The organism is Acinetobacter sp. YH12151 (assembly GCF_013418355.1).
Lineage (GTDB): Bacteria > Pseudomonadota > Gammaproteobacteria > Pseudomonadales > Moraxellaceae > Acinetobacter > Acinetobacter pseudolwoffii.
The window spans coordinates 23,006-41,336 of record NZ_VPCG01000023.1 but is presented as its reverse complement, the minus strand read 5'-3'; the positions used below and the strand labels follow the sequence as shown (position 1 = coordinate 41,336).

Sequence of the window (18,331 nt, the reverse complement as noted above, 5' to 3'; positions counted from 1 at the left end):
ATAAAGGCATGCAATCAAATTGGCTCACGGCTTTTGGTTGTTGAGCTTTTTGAGTAGGTGATTGCTTATATTTTATCGTTTGTTTTTGCTGTTTTAATAGCTGTATCAATAGCCGTATTGGAAGGGACATATTAAAAAAGGCCGCGGTGTACTTCGCAAGCCAGTCCAAATGAGGTACGCCTTTATTCAGGACAATCAGCAAATATAGCCGATCCGTTGTTTATGTTCAACTCTGGATGTTCATCACAGTGATTATTACGCATGGTTAAAGGTTAAAGCAACCAACCAGTAAAACTGCCAAGAAACGGCAACAACTCTTTGGGTAATTCTGGCTAGAATCTGGCTATCGCAAGATTCACTGTGATTTGAAAGATGTTGGTGAGAGTTACGGGATCAATCAGGTCTATCGGTTGATGAAAGCTAATTGTCTTAAATCATAGCGGGGTTATCGTAAACCTAGATCTCATGCTGGTAATACCGCTGTCGTTGCTGCAAACACTTTAGACCGACAATTTATCCAATTCATCCCAACCAACTGTGGGTGACTGAAATCACTTATATCCGTACGCATGAAGGCTGGTTATATCTTGCGGTGGTGATTGATTTATTTTCGCGTCTTGTGGTTGGCTGGTCGATGAAATCCAGAATCACCACAGACCTGCTTTTAAATGCATTATTGATGGCTTTGTGGCGAAGAAACCCAAAGAACAAAGTCCTGATTCATTCTGACCAAGGCAGTCAATACACCAGCCATGGGTGGCAGACATTTCTCAAGCATCATAATCTTGAAAGCAGTATGAGTCGGCGTGGAAACTGCCATTATAATGCTGTTACCGAGAGTTTCTTTCAGTTGTTAAAGCGAGAGAGGATCAAGATGGATATATGTGTCTAGAATTTTGGTGGCTATTCAGTCCAATAGAATAAAGACATGTTTTTAAACTGTTACCTCTATTTCTACAAAATTAATAAATGATTTTTTATGTTCCTTAGAACATGAATATAAATGAGAAAGGGTAGAGTTTTATAGATGGTTAATGAGTTCTAAGGCTCGTCAGAGCTTTAGAAGGAATGTTAATTAATTTTTATAATTCTTCTTTTAAGATAAAAATTTTTAACTAATTGATTACTATTATATTTATATCTAACTCAAGACAAGCTTTTGTCTTAGGACTATGTTTTACTATTTTAAAAGAACTCTTTGAATTTATAACTGTTGATAACTGCCTAAGCTCTTACACAATTTATTGTATAATATAAAGGGCTGTGGGAAAAAAAGTGTAAAGTATTTCTTGTAAACAATTGTTTTTATAGTAAATGTATATTTAATTTTCATTTCTAAAAAAAGTGTAAAATAATTATCTAATCAATCAAATCTTATTAGCTCGAAACTTTGCGAGCGTATAGCTAAATGCGCTAGCATTTTGATATACCGAGTAATAGTTTGAGCAAACAAACGACTGAACCAGTTTACTATAGAATGAGAGTAACAGAGTGCGTTAGTTGATCTCAAGACAAAATGCTATGTCCAAGAGAAACCCTTACACTTTTCTATCTTAGATAAGGGGGGTATGCTTAAAAAAGTGTATAGTTTGATTTTACACTTTTTTATATTGAAATATTATCAATCAAATACTTAAAAAGAGTAAACAATGGACTTGTGTGAAATAAAGTGTTGACATTGATTTATAATTTTGATACTGTTAATCACATAGGATAGAGGATTATCCCTCACTACTTCATATCCTGACAACATATAAATGACACTAAAAATTAAGACCTATTTAGGTAATCCGATAAATGAATTTACAAGATTTAGTAATAAATAATGCAGTAAAAATAGAGCAAGATGCTCAAGCAAATACAATAACAATTATAGCTAGTGATAGCTCCGAAAAACTTTCAAATCTAATTAAGGATTTTCCAGACAACTGTTATGTAAATAAACAAATTACAGGTTGTGGTGGTACAACATTAGTTATCCGTAATGCAAAAAATTATGTAGTTCTCGTTCCTTACATTAACCTACTTAAATCCAAATTAGCAGACAACCAAGGAATTGTTGATTTAATTGGCGTGTATGGTGATACCGAGAGAGAAGAAATAACAGAATATTTAAAAGACACTTCAAGTTCTAGAAAAATTGTTTGTACTTTTGACTCATTACCAAAACTCCTAACAACACCAGGCTTCAATCCAAAAGCATTTAAATTACTGATTGATGAAGCACATACACTTGTGAATTTAGGTAGTTTCAAAGCAGCTACTTGTGAATATGTACTTCAAAACTATAACAAGTTTGGTTCGTACGTTTTCTTAACAGCGACACCAACAAAACGTGAATATTTTCCTTCAGCACTCGAACATTTACCACTATGTACAATCGAGTGGGGTGATGTTAGACCGGTTAAATTTAACCTTCAAAAAATTGAACATGGCGTAGGTGTAAACAATGCTTTGTTTGGATTGTGCTATGATTATTTGATGGGAACAATTGAAGGCAATGCTCATATCTTCTATAACTCAGTGACAGAAATTGCATCTATCCTAAGTAAGTTGAAAGCCTTAGTTGATAAGGAAACAGGTAAGAATCTGTTTAATCCTGACGATATTAGAGTTGTATGTTCAAAATCAAATTCAAACCAAAAAACATTTAATAGTAAGCTTGGCTTGAAATGGGCAAAGATCAGTGACATCACTTCAGCCCCTGCAAAGATCAATCTGTATACTTCAACTGCTTTTGAAGGTGCAGACATCTTCGATGAAGAAGGACAAACCTACATCATCATTAATGGACTCCGTGATGCTACAAAAGTAGATTTCCATGTACTTGTACCTCAAATTTGTGGTCGTATTCGAAACACAAAATATAATGAACACATTAATCTATTAGTTGGAAATCTACCTGAAGCTGCAAGTTGTACAAAAGAAGAATGGATGCAGGAAGTTCAGAAACGTATCCAAGACAGCGAAGACGTTTTGAATGATATCAAAGAAGGTAAAATGTCAGATGCAGGGCGTGAACAATTAAGAAAAGCTGCTGAAGATGACAAGTACACATTCAAAGATGAAAAAGGTGAACTGTATGTTTCAGACGTTGCATTGAAAGCTGAATTACAGGCATACGAAGCACTAGAAGCAACTTATGTGGTACGTGTTGTTGCAGGTGCTGAAGTTAATGAAGATGGATATTCTGCCTCATTTAGAGCTTTACTGACTGATGAAACAAAACATAAAGCATTCGCTCATAAACCTGAAGGTGTAGCTAAATTTTTATCAGGTCATAGCCAGTGCTTTTATGAAACGATGAAAGAATATTGTGAAGCAAGAGATGCAGATAATTCTAAAATTTATAAATTGGTTGATGCAAAGGATGACTATTTCAAAACTGCTTATGATGTTTTGACGCACGACACGATTAGAAAATTTGAATATAGAAAGTTACCAATTGAAAGAGCATTAAAGATTCAAGATGCACAGAAGGATAATGCAACTGAAATTCCGACTTTACTTAATTTGAAAAAGGATGAAGTTATTCTTCGTTCAGATATAAAAGTTCGTATTCAAGATGTTTATAATGAACTTAATATACCTGACAAAGCAAAAGCTACTGATATTGAAAAATGGTATAAAGTTAAAGATACTAGATTAAATACAAAGCCTGCTTTTAAAATAGTTAAAATGTTGTAATTAGAATAACTAAATACAAGTTTTTACATCATTTAATACCTCTAACAATACAGCTATTAAATGAACATCCAAGAGATTGTAGATTTAGTTCAATTAAGTCATGACATTGTTAAGATTTCCTCTATAGAAAGCATATTCATCACCTGCTGCAGTCCAATACGCTGTCAGGGTTTACCCTGGATCAGCCCTGTAATTTTCTAGGCTGAGTGCTACAGTTTCACTCTGGTGGATAAAGCTCAATGGAACTTGTCCTATTCCAATCGTCTGGCACAAAGCCAGACCACCAGGACTTTCATGCGATGGCCATGCTTATTACAGAATAGATAAGCGCAATGTGGTTTGATGTAGCCAAAGGCTCTCATCACCTATGCCATTGCAGTATCCATATCCGCATGCATGTCCATGGGCTGGAGAACGCTTGATTTCATCAATACAGATCATTTAATTATACTAGAGTAATATTTGATATTCAAAAGACTAAGCTATCTAGAGCATCTGCTGCAGTAGAATCCTAATGTGAGCAACAGTCTCTTGATTGCTGGCGGCGGTTCAGTTCTTCTTTTACTGGGGGCAAATGCAGCACTTTTAATAATGGAAACTATGGACGGTATTGAATAGCTAGAAAAAGCGGTGGTTCACCGGATGCTTACAGTTTGAAACGTACCATAAATTAATATTAAAACCAGATATATAAAAAGATATCAACCCGTATAGTTTAGTGCTTTAGAATCTGTATCACCCCCAGTTTAATGCGGCACATCACATCTATAACCTGTTACAAAATAAACAAATATTATTCTTGTAGACTTATATTAATCCTTTATACAATAGAGCTATTGTTACATCTATTTAGGTAGAAGAAGAAATGATAATTACCATTGCCAATCGTAAAGGTGGAGTAGGTAAGACAACACTGGCTACAAACCTTGCTGTAGCCTTGAGTAAGAAGGGGTCTATAGTCCTAGTTGATGCTGATGATCAACAGTCAGCTCTTAAATGGTCTAAGCGTAGAACTCAAAATCCTGTTTATACTGAATACCATACTGGTGATTTAAAGAAGATCCTTTTAGATCTTCAAAAGAAATATGACTATGTTTTATTAGACGTAGCTGGGCGTGACAGTGAAGAATTTAGATCTGCTCTTCAAGTCAGTGATAAGTTAATTGTTCCAACACAACCAAGCCAAGCCGATGTTGAAGTCCTTCCATTTGTATTGAAATTATTTAATACCTATCACAAGGTCAATGAAAAGCTTCAACCATATCTGGTTGTTAATAAAGCTCCATCAAATACAAGATCTACTGAAGTTGCAGATTCAATCGAACTGCTAGGAACACTTCCTAAATTCAAGTTATTAAACACCATTATCCGTGATCGTAAACAATTCCGTGATGCAACGATTCAAGGCTTGTCTGTAATGGAAATGGGTAGCTCTAAGGCTAGAGATGAATTTAATGATTTCTTGGTGGAGATCCTATAATGGTTAAAAATAAGAGTAAACCATCTTTAGGTTTTGGTGATGATCTTGAGGAAATTTTAGAGAATCCTGAAGCGACTGTAGATGATGCTAATGGTCAAGAAGTCGAATACACACGTAATTTAATGTACAAGATTATTCTCACTCCACACACCCAAGATGTGAAGAAACGCTTTCGTAAAGAGCACGGACGTTTAGCATCTGTACCTTTGTATTATGAGGAAGAGAAAGTTCTAAAAGAAGCAGCCGGATTCGTTGGTGAGTCTTTGAATGATTTTATTCGTGATGTAATTCTGAAAGAAGCAAAACGTGTTTTAGGTGCTGAAAAATATAACTTAACACTGGGTAAACCATTTAACCAAACTAAGGTTAAATTGAGTGAAGAGGAGCATCAAAAATTGAGTGAACAGCGCAAGGCTGAACGTAAGAAAAATAAATAATAAAAGTCCATCTCCTAACTTTATCTAACAATATATTAATTCATATAATATTTTCTAATTTCTTTGGTGTGTTCTGCCACTGAAAATTATTTGATTAGTGTACAAAATAGCTAACACAAACTAGCTGTAGTTTCGTAATAACACTAAATATAAAAAAAATGGAAGAATAATTTACTAAGTTATTGTTTTTAAGTTGATCCTTGTTTTATATGGGGGTGATAATAACTTCTGATTACTAGTTTTTACCTTAAATATACCGATTGAAAGATTCATTTAAAGGCTATGAATACATGAGTTTTACAGTTTGGCTAGGTCAGCATGAGTACTTTTCACAAGATTTAAGATCGACCATGAACGTGATTAAGTTATAGGGGATTGATGAAATAGTTTTTATGAATTTCTGGCTTTCTGGGCTGATTTTATCAAATTCATGTCTATGCAAAATTGCGACATATTTCTCGTGCTGGTAGTTATCCAGAGTTTGGTCTGCATCTATCCATAGTGCAGACCTTTTTTTGGTGACAGTTTTTTCTTAGTGATTTTCGATCTGGATGTAGTGATTTCACGTTTGCAGAATATATCTTAGCGGTGATCCATCTAATATTCGTGATTATAAAGAGAGCTAATTCACAGGTTCTACAGATTATGTAGCGACTAACTATATCAAAGTCTATTTGCAGTTGATGGTTGGCGCTTAGTTTATATTTACGCTTAGGTTTCAGTTAAAAAATCAATATTCTGTTGAATCCGTGATTGAATCATCTGTAGGGTAGATTCTCGAATTTGATGGGGATACAGGCGCTGCGCAATTTGACTAAATTGAAGTGCAATTTCACGCATGGTCAAGATGATCTCATCGACTTCTAGAGTAGTCAGATTAGCTTCTGAAGTACCGAGTTTATGTATGTCATTTCGGGAAATATTGAGCGCTTCTCCCATAATGTCCATTTGATGATAACCACCTGGACCCTCGCAGAAGGTCACATCATAGGCTGGAGCCAATTTCCATTGACCATTTTTCTCCATGAGAAATGAAAAGTTCTTAGTATGGTCATCCCGATTATTGAAAAGCACATTAAACACAGCACGTTTAAAAGCATGCAATCTTTCTCGTACATCTTGCGTACACATCAAGGTTGCCCGGAGAAAATTGCGATAGTCTAGGCTACCTGGAACTTTATAGTCTGCTCCTGTATATGCAGCCAAACTCTGCATTGGAATCCGCATACCATTTTGACGATCGAATCGTTTAGAAGCAAAAGCCGTTAAACCATTGGGCAAATTAAAGAAATGGGTATCTGGAGTCTCAATTGCACAAAGTCGCAAACATTCTGCATAGACGGCTTCAATGGCGCAGACTTCAGGATGCTCTTGCTGAGCAGGAAACTTAATCAGCCAGGCTTCATGTTGATCAGAATCTTGAGTCGAAAACTCTAAATTGACAGGATCTCGGTAAACCAACGCTTTTGGTCTGGCACCTTGAGGGGAGCCACCCATGACCAATAAATGCTGTAGAAATTCACCACCTTCACCTTTGAGTACTTCTTGAACTTCCTGGGCCAGTTGTTGTAAAGGGATATTTTCTGAGGTTTGCATGTCAGCAACACAAGGTTCAAAGGAGAGGGCACCCATTGCGTGACTACTAATATAGGTCAGACGCTCCAAAGGTCCAATTCGTGCTGAATTTAAGCCAATTTTTTTGAAATATCGATCCATCAACATCATGCCCCAACCATCTGGTAAAGCGTCATAGACTGGACCTGGGAGTCCCATTTGATGAGTAGGAAAACCTTGTCTGAATGGTAGACCTTTTAAAGGCAGCAAGTAAGAAGAGAGCTCAACACCTTGCTGTATTGTTTCTGGACTATATTCAAAAGCAATGGTGGGTCTACCTGTCGTGGCTGTTGAACTAATCAGCGTTCCCCATAACCATGATTCGCCCCAACCGTTGTAATAAACATTAAGTCTATTGAGCATTATCCCTTCCTCTTAATACGGTGGCGCTTACTTTGACTCTCATAGCGAAGAATGTCATTCACACTGTTAAGCTGAGGTTTAAATAGTTCCTGAAGTTCGTTTAATCGACCCAAGACCATTGCAATACGGACTAAATTTTCAACAGATACATTTCGTCCCGCTTCAAGATTCGAAACTGTATTCACGCCGACACCAGCGCGTGCTGCTACCTCAGCTTGAGACATCTCCAGAAAGAGTCGTTGCTTACGTAAACGCTCACCTAAAAGAGTCACAACTTCTTCTGGTTTAGTGAAATATAAATCCATTAAATTGGGTCTTAAGAATGAATAATTTAATTAAATCACAAAATAATGGAATTAATCTATAGCTATAGTGTGGCTAAGGAGGGCTTTGTTGCACAGCACATCAGAAGGGTAGGTATAGTCCTTGGGTATCGGTTACAGAAAATCATCAGGATGTACTTTGACTGATTGTTGATACGGAGATTTCAGTATTTTCATTTTTCCTAATAGGTCACATTACTTAGAAAGGGTTCTTCGAAAATTAGTTCATACTTTAAAAATCCTATAAATATTGAGGATATTTTCTTAATGCTTTCAATATAGCATGCGGCTATATGTAACTCGAACGGGCTTAATCTGCCTTTCAGTATAAATTTTTTGGGCGTGAGAGGGGAGAGGTGTGAGGGCAAGCAATTTATATCGTGGATACTTCTAAATTACTTATGTAATAGAAGGTGGTAAACATGGATTTAGAGGTAATAACACTAAATATAAAAAAATTGGAAGAATAATTTATTAAATTATTGTTTTTATGTGGTTATTGGTGATATTATGAATAATAATAACTTTTTTCTTGATGAATTTTACCTAAAAAAATTGATCAGATAATTTTCTTTAAATGTCATGCATACATAAATTTGACAGTTTGAAGGGATCGGTATGTGCATTTTTCTCAAGGTTAAAGATCGACCATAAATGTGATAAACGGCAGAGGATCATTGAAAAATGAATGGATTTAAACACTACATGTATGCACGAAAAAAAGTATCGCTGCGGTTCTGCTGACAGGCTGTATTGAGCATTGAATGCAAATGATGTAGTAATTGTCTACAGGCTATAGGACCAGCATGAAGAAGAATGAAATGTAGTTGCCAATTTATAACCTTGGTTGAAAAGCATAGCATTGTTATTCGGAGAAGTGAGGTAAGCCATCCTTCTCTTATTCATTTAAAATGATTCTTACTCAACTGATCTCGACTCATGGGCTGGTTCCAATTAGACGGATAATAACTTCCATCCCCTATCTTTTTCTTACCACATTTCTTGCATTTAATCCCTTCTTTGGAGATTTGATTCAGCATCACTGTTGTCGGTTGAATCAAATCAATGACATAGTTCGTTGGTTCAGGAAAAGCAGAAGAGGCTGCTTTATTGCAAAAGAGAACATTCGGATCAAATGGATTGGATTGCACAAAAGCCATGATACAGCCACAGAGTAATTCACCTGCATGTAATCTGTAACATCCATTCAGGTCATCAGACGAAGATTAATCTGAAATTTAAGCACTAAACGCCATAAATCTATGTATGGGCAGACTTTTTTGAGACATATGTTGATAAACATGCGGCAAGTTACATTGCTTAAAAGTCTATCTAAGTTAACGATCTATTCAATTCTGGATAAGTAATCTGAATATTACGATCCTAAATTACCCGAAGAGTATTAAGATTTCTAAGAATCGTGATTGTTGGTTTATTTGGGAAATTAATCAGTGGATTGAAGCAAAGATGATGGCTCATTAAGGATTGTGGGCTTCGACTACTTAAATTTTAGGTATTTTGAATAAAGCATATTTCAAAAATCTTAATTAATGGATTTAAATTACCATAAAAACCTTCAATATTGGCTTGAATCCATTGTTGTTGAGAGTCAATGCGAGACCAATCAATACCATAACCACAATGAGCAATCAGATGCTCAAAGAAAATCCGTTGTGTACGTCCATTACCTTCACGGAATGGGTGTATGACATTAAGCTCACAATACAAGTCGGCAAGTTGAGGAATCAGTTGTTGTGGTGCTAAGCCTTGAAAGTATTTTTTTTCTTGAAGCGGTTTGAGTAGTTTATTGGTTTCAATTTCAATACGGGAAAAATTACAAAAACGGGTGTCACCTTTGGAAATATCGATTTGTCTTAACTTTCCTGCCCAGTCGTATAAGTCGCCAAAGAGCTGCGCATGAATTGATTTTAAGTATTGTAAGTCGTAAGGTGGTTCAGCATATTCAATTAAGTTACTTGCCAATCCAGACAGTTCTAGTTCAGCTTGTTCTAAAATTTGTTCATCATGAATATTGAGTTTGTTCTTTAGGATATTTGTGCCAGGGTAACAATACAGGCTGTCACCCATTTCCCCATATTTATCCATACATGCACCTGACTAAGTTTCGGGTTGCGAATACTTCTTATATTTTTGCAAGATTTCAGCTTTACTTTGTTGAGTTGTTTGAGCTGTCGTTGTAATGCCTTCAAGCTTTAGGCTGGCTTGATAGTTTTGCGCACGTGTCGCTTGAATATATTTTTTTTTCTGTTCAGTGGTTCTGAGCATTTCGAAACTCCATTGATGCTACACGTGAAGTAAGTATAGCAGAGAATCTTTTTGATCAATGCTGCATACACAGCATTTCAAAATGTAATACAACGGTATTGTTTCATGTAATAACAGAAAACTAAAAAAAAGTGGAAGAATTTTTAAAATTTAGACCACCCATGATAAGTAAACCATATGTATTTGTTGATAATTGTAATTTTGAGAAAATTTAGTTGATAAATTAAATGAATTTTAATATACAAAGATATGCTCATTTTTTATATCGATAAAAATGTTAAAATTTGACTATTTAGTAAAAAATATAGAGATATTTATGGGGCAATTTATCATGCCCTTTTGCTTTGAGCGACAAAATGTTCAATTTAAGATAGTAAAAATTAACTCAGAACTACTGAAAATCAAAAAGATTAAACAGAGCCAGAAAGTAGTAGTACAAGCAAAGTTCAAAATAATCTATGTGAAAATTTGGCAAAAAATATTGCTATTAATGCAAACGGAGCCATGCTTACGTGTACATTCTAATTATGTTGCAATCTTACAGTTGATACATAATCTTGATGATTTTATCGAAAAATCACAGCAACACTTGTGCTTTGAGAGAAAAGCTCAGAAAGAGCTGGATGCTAAATTTTTTGCTAGATTTTTTAAGCTGACAAAGAGTTCAATAAAAGATCAACTTTTACCAAATTGTTCAGATCGTAATGAATTTAACCAATGCAATTTGATAAAAAATTAAGCGAAAGCGAATATGCCAAAGATTGAAACAGAAGAGCAATTCTTAGATTTAGCAGAAAAATTCCAAAAAGATTATTGTTTATTACGCAATCATGTTGTGAATACACAATTTGTCGATCTATCAGATGATTTACGTGAAAAAGCCCATGCTCTATATAAGGAAGCACAACAGATATATGGCTATATATCTAGTTCTAGACAATTAGGTAAATATTATTATCTAGCTTCTTTAAGTTATTTTGCATGCCCGACTACTAGTAATACTCAAGAGCTGTCGTCTGAACGTTATTTGATTCTACAAGCGAGTTTTTTAACATATCGGCAGTATCAAGAATTTGCAAAAATTGATAAAGCTGAGAATAAGCAAAAACATGTTTGTGATCTCTTTCGCTATGTATCACGATATGTTCTGGATTCTAATCATGCTGAATTATTTCAAGAATGCAGTGAGCTACTAAATCGCTATGTCATGTACGAACGTAACTTGAAAAAGGAGGATCGTAATCAACTTTTTAATATTAAAGATTTCAAACAAGTACAAGCCATAGAGTATTTATCGGCTCTATTAATAATTTTTAAAAGACTTGATGATCGTCGTGTTGTTCATCGTCAGCGTAAGTCAAAAAAAAGTAAAGTTTTGCAATGGCCGACGAAAAATGAACTCAAAAAATTTCGTGAAATTAAAACGGGTAAGCAAGTAGATATTGGACATAACGCAAAGATCAGTATTTATGATGCCGCTCTTCACAAAGATGAAGAGGGTGAAGTTGATCTATTAGATCCTGAAATGGAGTTTTATTCAGAAGATGAAAAGTCTAAAAATTTAAATTATATACTCAGCGATAATGCGACGCATCTAATGCGGCATCGCCAGCGCCGTCATGCTCCTTTTGTTACAAATCCACATTATTTGGCGCCAGATATACTGAAGCAAATTGTTTATGTGTTGAGAACCGAGTTATCCGGGCACTGGAGGGATGCTGCAATCGCTGCAGCATGTTTATTGTCACTTTTGACGGGATTATCACCCGTCGCACTGATGGATTTTAACGAGCTTATTCAAGATGGAATTTTGATCCAGAATGGTTCAAGTAGACGTCGCGAATATTTACTCAAATTAAATCTTAAAATTACAGAGCAGAAGATTAAGAGCTTAAATCATGTGCGGTGGAATGAAGTGATGACACATCAACTACATTTACCTTCTGCTTGGTTTGACTATATAGAACAAGCATCGAATCCACTAATTTCATCAACACACATTAATACGAAACTTAAGAATTGGCTTGATAATCGGTTTGTAGGTTCGATCACTGTAGAAAAACTGCAGGCTCAATTATATTTTCATATATATTATGAAACATATAATGAATATCTTGCTCATGTAATTGCTGGGCGGGATAGTCAGCATCACATGCCTGGTATCTATTATGGCGGGCTACCGAAAACTCAACTCAGTAGCACATATCTAGCCTTTTTAGAAAAAGCACTTACACCACATTCCACACATTTTACTGAAGACACGGCTGAACTAAAAATATTGCAACAACAATTCAAAGTACAATCTGCATTATCTATAGGAAGGATAGGGAGCCAACTGGCACTTGAACCCAATTTTGTGAAAGAGCAATTCCATATTTTACATAGACATTGTCACGAAAACATCCAAGAAGATAAGCACATTATTAATCAACTTAATGCATATGCGTGTTGGATGTGGCATATCAGTTTGTTGAGTTTGGCAAGTCGGCCTAAAAAAAACCTGTTGGGGAATTTGGATGATTATTGTGTTGAGCTCAAGCTTTTATATGTGAATGATAAAAAAAATAGTAAAGCAAGAAAAGATGGTCGTTTTATCCCTTTATCTGATTTTTTCATAAAAACACTGCAAAATTACACTGCCTTTTTAGAACAAATTATTGAAGCGTACGGTTCATTTTTTAGACAAGTCTTTGCAAAGAAGAAGATAACTGTAAATGATCTTTTTGGTAAGGTCATTTTTAGTAAAGATATCTTGCCGATAACTGTCAAAGAATGGCAGAGCAGGAAAATTAAGTTAATCCCTTTATCGAGAAAATGGGTGAATTCATATATGCAAGGAGTCTTTCCAAAGAATATGTATTCGAATTGGTTACGTCATTTTGACATGAACTTTTTGATGCATGAGCAGCAAGAGGGTAAACCAGCATTAGCTTTTCACTTAATTCAGGCCCTGTATGGTCATGACCAACGTGACCGAGAGGCTTTTCATCCGCATTCTTCACTTATCCCGAATGTCTATGTACAGCAAGCCCGCCAGCAATTGCAAGATAATGTCAAATCTTTATCGATTAAACACTTAGAGCGAAAATAGTTGTATGCAAAAAATCAAAGAACTAATAAAACTACAACTAGATGATCTATTTGTTGATATTCATAAAATGGTGAAAAAGTCGCTAGATAGACAGCCTTCTCCACCTGAAGTATTGACGAAAGAAATGCAGCAAAAACTTGATCAGCAGATCGCTGAAAAATGGCATGACATTAAAGATAGTGTTGATTGTTTGAGTCAAAAGTTGAGCCGAGACGAACAATCAAAACTGATGCAATTTACTGAAGATGAATTTAATAAAAGAAGGAAGCAATTCAACCAGAATGTAGATAAAAAATCATACAGAATTAAGCTAAATCCACATACTAAACGGATCGTACTGCCTAGAAAAATTGAGAGTACAGAGTCACGGTTAGAACAGGGGCATCTACATATCCATGTACTTAAGGAATTAAGGCAGTATTGGCAAGATTCATTTGAATATTGGAATGAACCAAAGTACTTATGGGGAAATTTATGCTTAAGTTTTATATATATTTCAGGCTGTGCAGATGAACAGCATTTGATTGCTATTCAGAAGCAATTGCAGGAGGCCATTGAGCTTGGTACAGATCTGAATTGTTTTCGGTTATACCATTCGGACTACAAAAAAATCACTAATCCATTGTTACTACATTATCGTGTTGAAAACTCTCAATATGGCAACGATGTAGAACAGGGAAAGTTGTACCAATGGAAACATGTTTTTTTTAACCCATATGCGCAGTTCATTTTGCAATATTTAAAAAAGTTGAAAGCTACTCAGAAAGAATTTTGTCTGCAACATTCAGTTGAAGATTGTATTTTAGAAAGCTTGAGTAAGATAGGCAGGAAAAAAAGTCTTGGGGATCTGCAATATCAAATTAAACGCCGTGGATTTCGTGCATTTAATGATGTGCAAATGGTACTCGAATTTAATCCAAACCTCAGCATAGATATATTTTTGAGTAATGTGCTTCAGCAAGAGATTAATACTGTTGCTTTAAGGCCATCCGAATTTAGATTGCTGTGGAATAATGATTACAATCAAGTCACAGAACCAGATAATCGCCCTATTCATTTTGAACAAGAGCAGTTACTTCCTGAAGTTCCGACTGTTCAAAGCAAATTACAAACGATTCCGTATGAGTTGATGTTGTTTGGTCAAAAGAAACGTAAAGGTCAAAAAGTTGAGCGTTTAGATAAAAAGAGGAATAAAGAAGAACGCACGCTACGTTTTTGGCAAGAAACTAGAAGGGTGTTAGAGGAGAAGATAGTTGATGCTAATACGGAGGAAAAGTCTTTAATTGATGCTCAACTACGCTTAATTCACTGGTTAATGCATTTAAAAAAACGAGGGCTTCAATTATCAACTATTGAAAGCTACTTAGGATCGTTTGGCAAAGAATTTATATTTGAGATTTGGCTCAATAAATTAGATTTAAAGCAACAATCCATAGATGACTATGAGGATTTATATCGGCAGCTATTGAAATACAGCAGTGAACGTGATGAAAAAGCAGTTCAACGAGATTCGGTGAAAGGAAAAACCTCTCGTAAGATGCACCAAAGCGCAGAATACCGTTTTGGTCGCCTAAAAGATTTTCATCAATTCTGTATAGAGAATTATGATGCTCCAGGGGTATTGGTGTTACAGAATTCAAGTTTTAAGCATTTACAAATTTGCAATGCACGGCTAGTGAGTCCTTTGCTATTTGGCAAATTATTGGAAAAACTAGAAAATTTAAGTCAAGAGCCAACGGCATCAGAGTGGGTCGATCATCTGAGTTGTTTAAAGCTGATGTATTTACTAAGTTATAGAACTGGACTTCGATTAAATGAAGTTCGTTGTCTTAAAATACAAGATATTATTTGCCCAGAGCTACTTTATAAAGAAAAAGAAAATACAGTTTTTAATAATATCACGCTTCATATCCAAGACAATTCATATCGCCGTCTGAAAACGCGAAGTGCGAATCGTCAAATACCATTGAAAATTGCATTGTCAGAACATGAGTTTTTAGTAGTACAACGTTACATACAACATCGTTATGAGCAATATTTGGTTAATCAGCAGGATGATCTACTTTTTAGTGTGAATCATCGTGTATTAACTGATCAATGTATCAGCAAAATTACAGTAGATTTGTTTAGTCAAATATTAGGTATGCATCATGGCTTTAGTTTTCATACATTACGCCACAGTGCTGCTAACTATCTAGCAATAACTTTGCTCGGTTCAAAAGAAATGATCAAGACCTACACAGATTGTCCTTGGGTAAAAGCAAAAAAGATGAGGGATTTATTGTTTGGTATGAAAGCACGTGCTCAAGAAGAGATTATTCAACATAAATGGCAGGTGCTCGCCTCTTGGATGGGGCATAGCAGTATTGAGCAAACGGCTTCAAATTACCTTCATGTTTTGGATTTATTAGCAGTCGATCGAATTTATAATTCGCCGTGTATCATTTCAAAAAAAGTATTAGAACAGTGTTTTAGTCCAGTGAAGTCAAGTACAGACTACATAAACCTAAATCGTTATACTCAGCAGCAGAAATGGTTTAATTCTTATCAGCAAACACAGCCAGTTACGATGGCTGGCCGACAAGAAAAGAAGTTTAGTATAGAGAAGAGTACTCTGACACCTTTTCAACGTTTGATAAGTTTTAGAGAAGGTCGTTTAAGCGAAGATACCCAAGCTCAAGAATGGATGCAACGATGTCAATGGATGAGCACTAAATGGATGGATCGCCAAAAATTTAATTTAAAAACGAATTATGTTTATAGTAAGAATTTAGAAGAGAGTTGGTTTGATGAACTTTACGAAAAGGCTAAAAAACTGACTCGTCCAGATGAAATAATTCCTCTCCTTGATTTTCATTATAAAGATGATAGGCAGCAAGATGCACTGAAAGAAAAGAACATGGTTAAGGCGCTTAAAATATTATTATTATTTGGAAAACTGCGTAAGAATTTTCTACATTTTCAATGCCGAATGAAAGGTGATGAGCAACAAATTGTTAATTTTATTACTGGTATAGAGCCAATGTTAGGAGATCATCTGTATTTAGAAAAACAAAACTACCCAGTTAATTTGGATGCTCCTGAGCGAACCGTTAAATTTAGTTTTCAAAGAGTTGTCGGCTCTAACAAAAAAAATGTTACTCCGCTGGTTATATTTAATTTAATGTTAAAAATGATGCAAAAAGATGAACTCTGGATCAAATAGCCTAAGCATGTTAAAGGGGAATTGTTTAGAAATTTCCCTGTTTATAAGTAAACTGCCTTTATGAAAAGCACCATGCTGACTTGGATTAATAAGCGGAATGTAGTATCACAGTTTGATCGCTGGATTTACGAAAATGGTGTGAAGATTAGCGGTATGGTAAATCGATGAGCTAAAGTGTTGTAGTCCAAACTCGATCTGACAATTACCCATTTTTTAGTGTGCCCGTCAGGTTAAATTTGAACTGAATTTTTCTCAGCCCAAATTCATTTCCAATCAAGTTATGTTTCAAGTGGCGTGCGAACACTGCACAATTTAATTCACGGTGCCTAAGACAGGTATCAACTTCGGACCAGCCATTCTAGCTTTGCTAATGATTTCCACCAGCTCATCATAAGTCAGTTCAAACTTATCCTCACTATCAAATACATAGACCATATTCTTGCCTTCATGTTCAGGTGGAGTAGGTGGTACAAATCGTTTCGGGATAAGAATTTGTGCGAGTTGTTCGTCAGTTAATTTAAATAAGTGCATGTTTTTATCCTACTCTTGGTAAGTCAGACCATTTGGTTAAATACGAAGGTGATCTAAGGTTTTGATTCATGTGCCATGTGGCTTCTTTATTGTTGGCAATGCCTAGCGTGACGAGATTCTTCCCAAACCGTTCACTGATGGCTTCGATGGCATCTGAAAGCCTTTCTCGCTCTTGCTTATGTGAATAGTCCGTGAATAGATCGGGCACAAACTTGGATTGATCTGTAATTTCGAGCAGCACGATTCCCGCCTTTTTATACTTAAAGCCTTTCTTAAATATCTGATCGATGCCTTTCATCGCGGCCTTGGTGATGAGCAGTAGATCATCCGTATGCTCATGCATTTGAACGACGATGTAAGGCGAGTAGCGCTCTGTATTATCAAAGCGACTGGTTTGGATATACACGCCGATCATCTTGCAGATTGAGCCATCTTCCCGCATTCGTTTCACGGCTCTGGCCACATAAAGCCGAACCGAAGCTTTAATGTCATCCATTTCATACACTGGGTTGCCATATGAACGGCTGCTGATGATTTGCTTCTTCGCTACAGTATCATCACTAAGGTCAATACAAGAAAGGCCCTGTAGCTCAAGCACCGTCTTTTCCATCACGATACTAAACTGCTTTTTGATTTCTTTAGGATTGGCATTGATCAGATCCAGCACAGATTGAACACCCATAGTATTGAGCTTCTTACAGTTCTGTCTGCCTACGCCCCAAACCTCAGACACATCAACCTGCGCGAGTAGCGTTTCTGTAGAGCATGGGTCCATATGGGCCAGATTACAGACCCCATTGAAGAACTTGTTTTTCTTGGCGAGATGATTGGCAATCTTGGCTTCGGTTTTAGAGCGACCAATTCCAATACAGCAGGGTAGGCCTAACCAACGCCAAGCCTTAGCCCTCATGTCTTGAGCATATACAGTCAGGTCAAATAGATGCTCGTAAGCTGTGAGCTTCAGAAAGCATTCATCAATGGAATAGACCTCTTGATCTCCTGGTGCAACATAGTCCCCAAGCAGCTCCATAAAGCGCTTGGACATTTCGCCATATAAGGAGAAATTACTGGATAGCACCTGAATGTTATGTTGTTTGATCAGCTCTTTAATTTGGAATACAGGAACACCCATCTTGATGCCTAAGTCTTTCGCTTCCTGGCTTCTGGCCACGGCACAGCCGTCATTGTTGCTGAGCACAATGGTTGGGCGATCATTCAAGGCAGGATTAAACACACGCTCACACGAGACGTAGCAATTATTCACGTCGACTAACGCGAATATTTCATTTTCACTTTGCATGGTTATTCTTCTTT

Annotated in this window: 14 protein-coding genes and 1 pseudogene; 8 read left to right on the top strand and 7 right to left on the bottom strand. The window is 36.0% G+C overall.

What is annotated here, in order from left to right; genetic code table 11:
• Positions 1–130 precede the first annotated feature (130 nt).
• The 4 genes and pseudogenes from FTU82_RS16210 to FTU82_RS09935 all read left to right on the top strand — a co-directional run.
• Positions 131–883: pseudogene (locus tag FTU82_RS16210) on the top strand (IS3 family transposase); the annotation flags it as partial.
• A 914-nt stretch (positions 884–1,797) separates the two neighbouring features.
• Positions 1,798–3,687, top strand: coding sequence for a DEAD/DEAH box helicase family protein (locus FTU82_RS09945; protein WP_100355859.1), 1,890 nt, complete (start codon positions 1,798–1,800; stop codon positions 3,685–3,687).
• A gap of 865 nt (positions 3,688–4,552) precedes the next feature.
• A complete protein-coding gene (locus FTU82_RS09940; RefSeq protein WP_100355858.1) occupies positions 4,553–5,167 on the top strand; it encodes an AAA family ATPase in 615 nt (204 codons plus the stop codon).
• A complete protein-coding gene (locus FTU82_RS09935; protein WP_100355857.1) occupies positions 5,167–5,604 on the top strand; it encodes a hypothetical protein in 438 nt (145 codons plus the stop codon). The genes FTU82_RS09940 and FTU82_RS09935 overlap by 1 nt, the downstream gene beginning before the upstream one ends.
• 711 nt (positions 5,605–6,315) lie before the next feature.
• Here the strand turns inward: FTU82_RS09935 and FTU82_RS09930 are convergent.
• The 5 genes from FTU82_RS09930 to FTU82_RS09910 form a co-directional block, all read right to left on the bottom strand.
• The gene (locus tag FTU82_RS09930) at positions 6,316–7,581 is read right to left on the bottom strand and encodes a type II toxin-antitoxin system HipA family toxin (protein ID WP_180101303.1); all 1,266 of its coding nucleotides are present in this window, start codon (positions 7,579–7,581) and stop codon (positions 6,316–6,318) included.
• Entirely contained in the window at positions 7,581–7,886 is a 306-nt protein-coding gene (locus FTU82_RS09925) for a helix-turn-helix domain-containing protein (protein ID WP_000366814.1), read from the bottom strand. The genes FTU82_RS09930 and FTU82_RS09925 overlap by 1 nt, the downstream gene beginning before the upstream one ends.
• Before the next feature lie 920 nt (positions 7,887–8,806).
• Positions 8,807–9,064, bottom strand: a complete 258-nt coding sequence (locus FTU82_RS09920) for a hypothetical protein (RefSeq protein WP_004726728.1) — start codon at positions 9,062–9,064, stop codon at positions 8,807–8,809.
• A gap of 349 nt (positions 9,065–9,413) precedes the next feature.
• Positions 9,414–10,010 (bottom strand): putative adenosine monophosphate-protein transferase Fic, encoded by a 597-nt coding sequence (locus tag FTU82_RS09915; protein WP_004658347.1) that lies wholly within the window; start codon positions 10,008–10,010, stop codon positions 9,414–9,416.
• Positions 10,011–10,022: 12 nt separating this feature from the next.
• Complete coding sequence (locus FTU82_RS09910; protein WP_002125865.1) at positions 10,023–10,190, bottom strand: YhfG family protein; 168 nt, start codon at positions 10,188–10,190, stop codon at positions 10,023–10,025.
• A gap of 274 nt (positions 10,191–10,464) precedes the next feature.
• Here FTU82_RS09910 and FTU82_RS09905 point away from each other — a divergent pair, with 274 nt between their 5' ends.
• The 4 genes from FTU82_RS09905 to FTU82_RS16415 are packed head-to-tail and all read left to right on the top strand — an operon-like array spanning position 10,465 to position 16,654.
• Positions 10,465–10,929, top strand: coding sequence for a hypothetical protein (locus tag FTU82_RS09905; RefSeq protein WP_000911011.1), 465 nt, complete (start codon positions 10,465–10,467; stop codon positions 10,927–10,929).
• A 12-nt stretch (positions 10,930–10,941) separates the two neighbouring features.
• Positions 10,942–13,281 carry a hypothetical protein gene (locus FTU82_RS09900; RefSeq protein WP_002058482.1) on the top strand — a complete coding sequence of 780 codons (2,340 nt, stop codon included), beginning with the start codon at positions 10,942–10,944 and terminating at the stop codon, positions 13,279–13,281.
• Positions 13,282–13,285: 4 nt separating this feature from the next.
• Complete coding sequence (locus FTU82_RS09895) at positions 13,286–16,486, top strand: site-specific integrase (RefSeq protein WP_180101302.1); 3,201 nt, start codon at positions 13,286–13,288, stop codon at positions 16,484–16,486.
• Between the two features lie 60 nt (positions 16,487–16,546).
• Positions 16,547–16,654, top strand: coding sequence for a hypothetical protein (locus FTU82_RS16415; protein ID WP_372551473.1), 108 nt, complete (start codon positions 16,547–16,549; stop codon positions 16,652–16,654).
• Between the two features lie 144 nt (positions 16,655–16,798).
• Here the strand turns inward: FTU82_RS16415 and FTU82_RS09890 are convergent, their stop codons facing one another.
• Positions 16,799–17,017, bottom strand: a complete 219-nt coding sequence (locus FTU82_RS09890) for a hypothetical protein (RefSeq protein ID WP_000550047.1) — start codon at positions 17,015–17,017, stop codon at positions 16,799–16,801.
• A 4-nt stretch (positions 17,018–17,021) separates the two neighbouring features.
• Positions 17,022–18,317, bottom strand: a complete 1,296-nt coding sequence (locus tag FTU82_RS09885) for a Y-family DNA polymerase (protein ID WP_001190354.1) — start codon at positions 18,315–18,317, stop codon at positions 17,022–17,024.
• Positions 18,318–18,331: the final 14 nt, after the last annotated feature.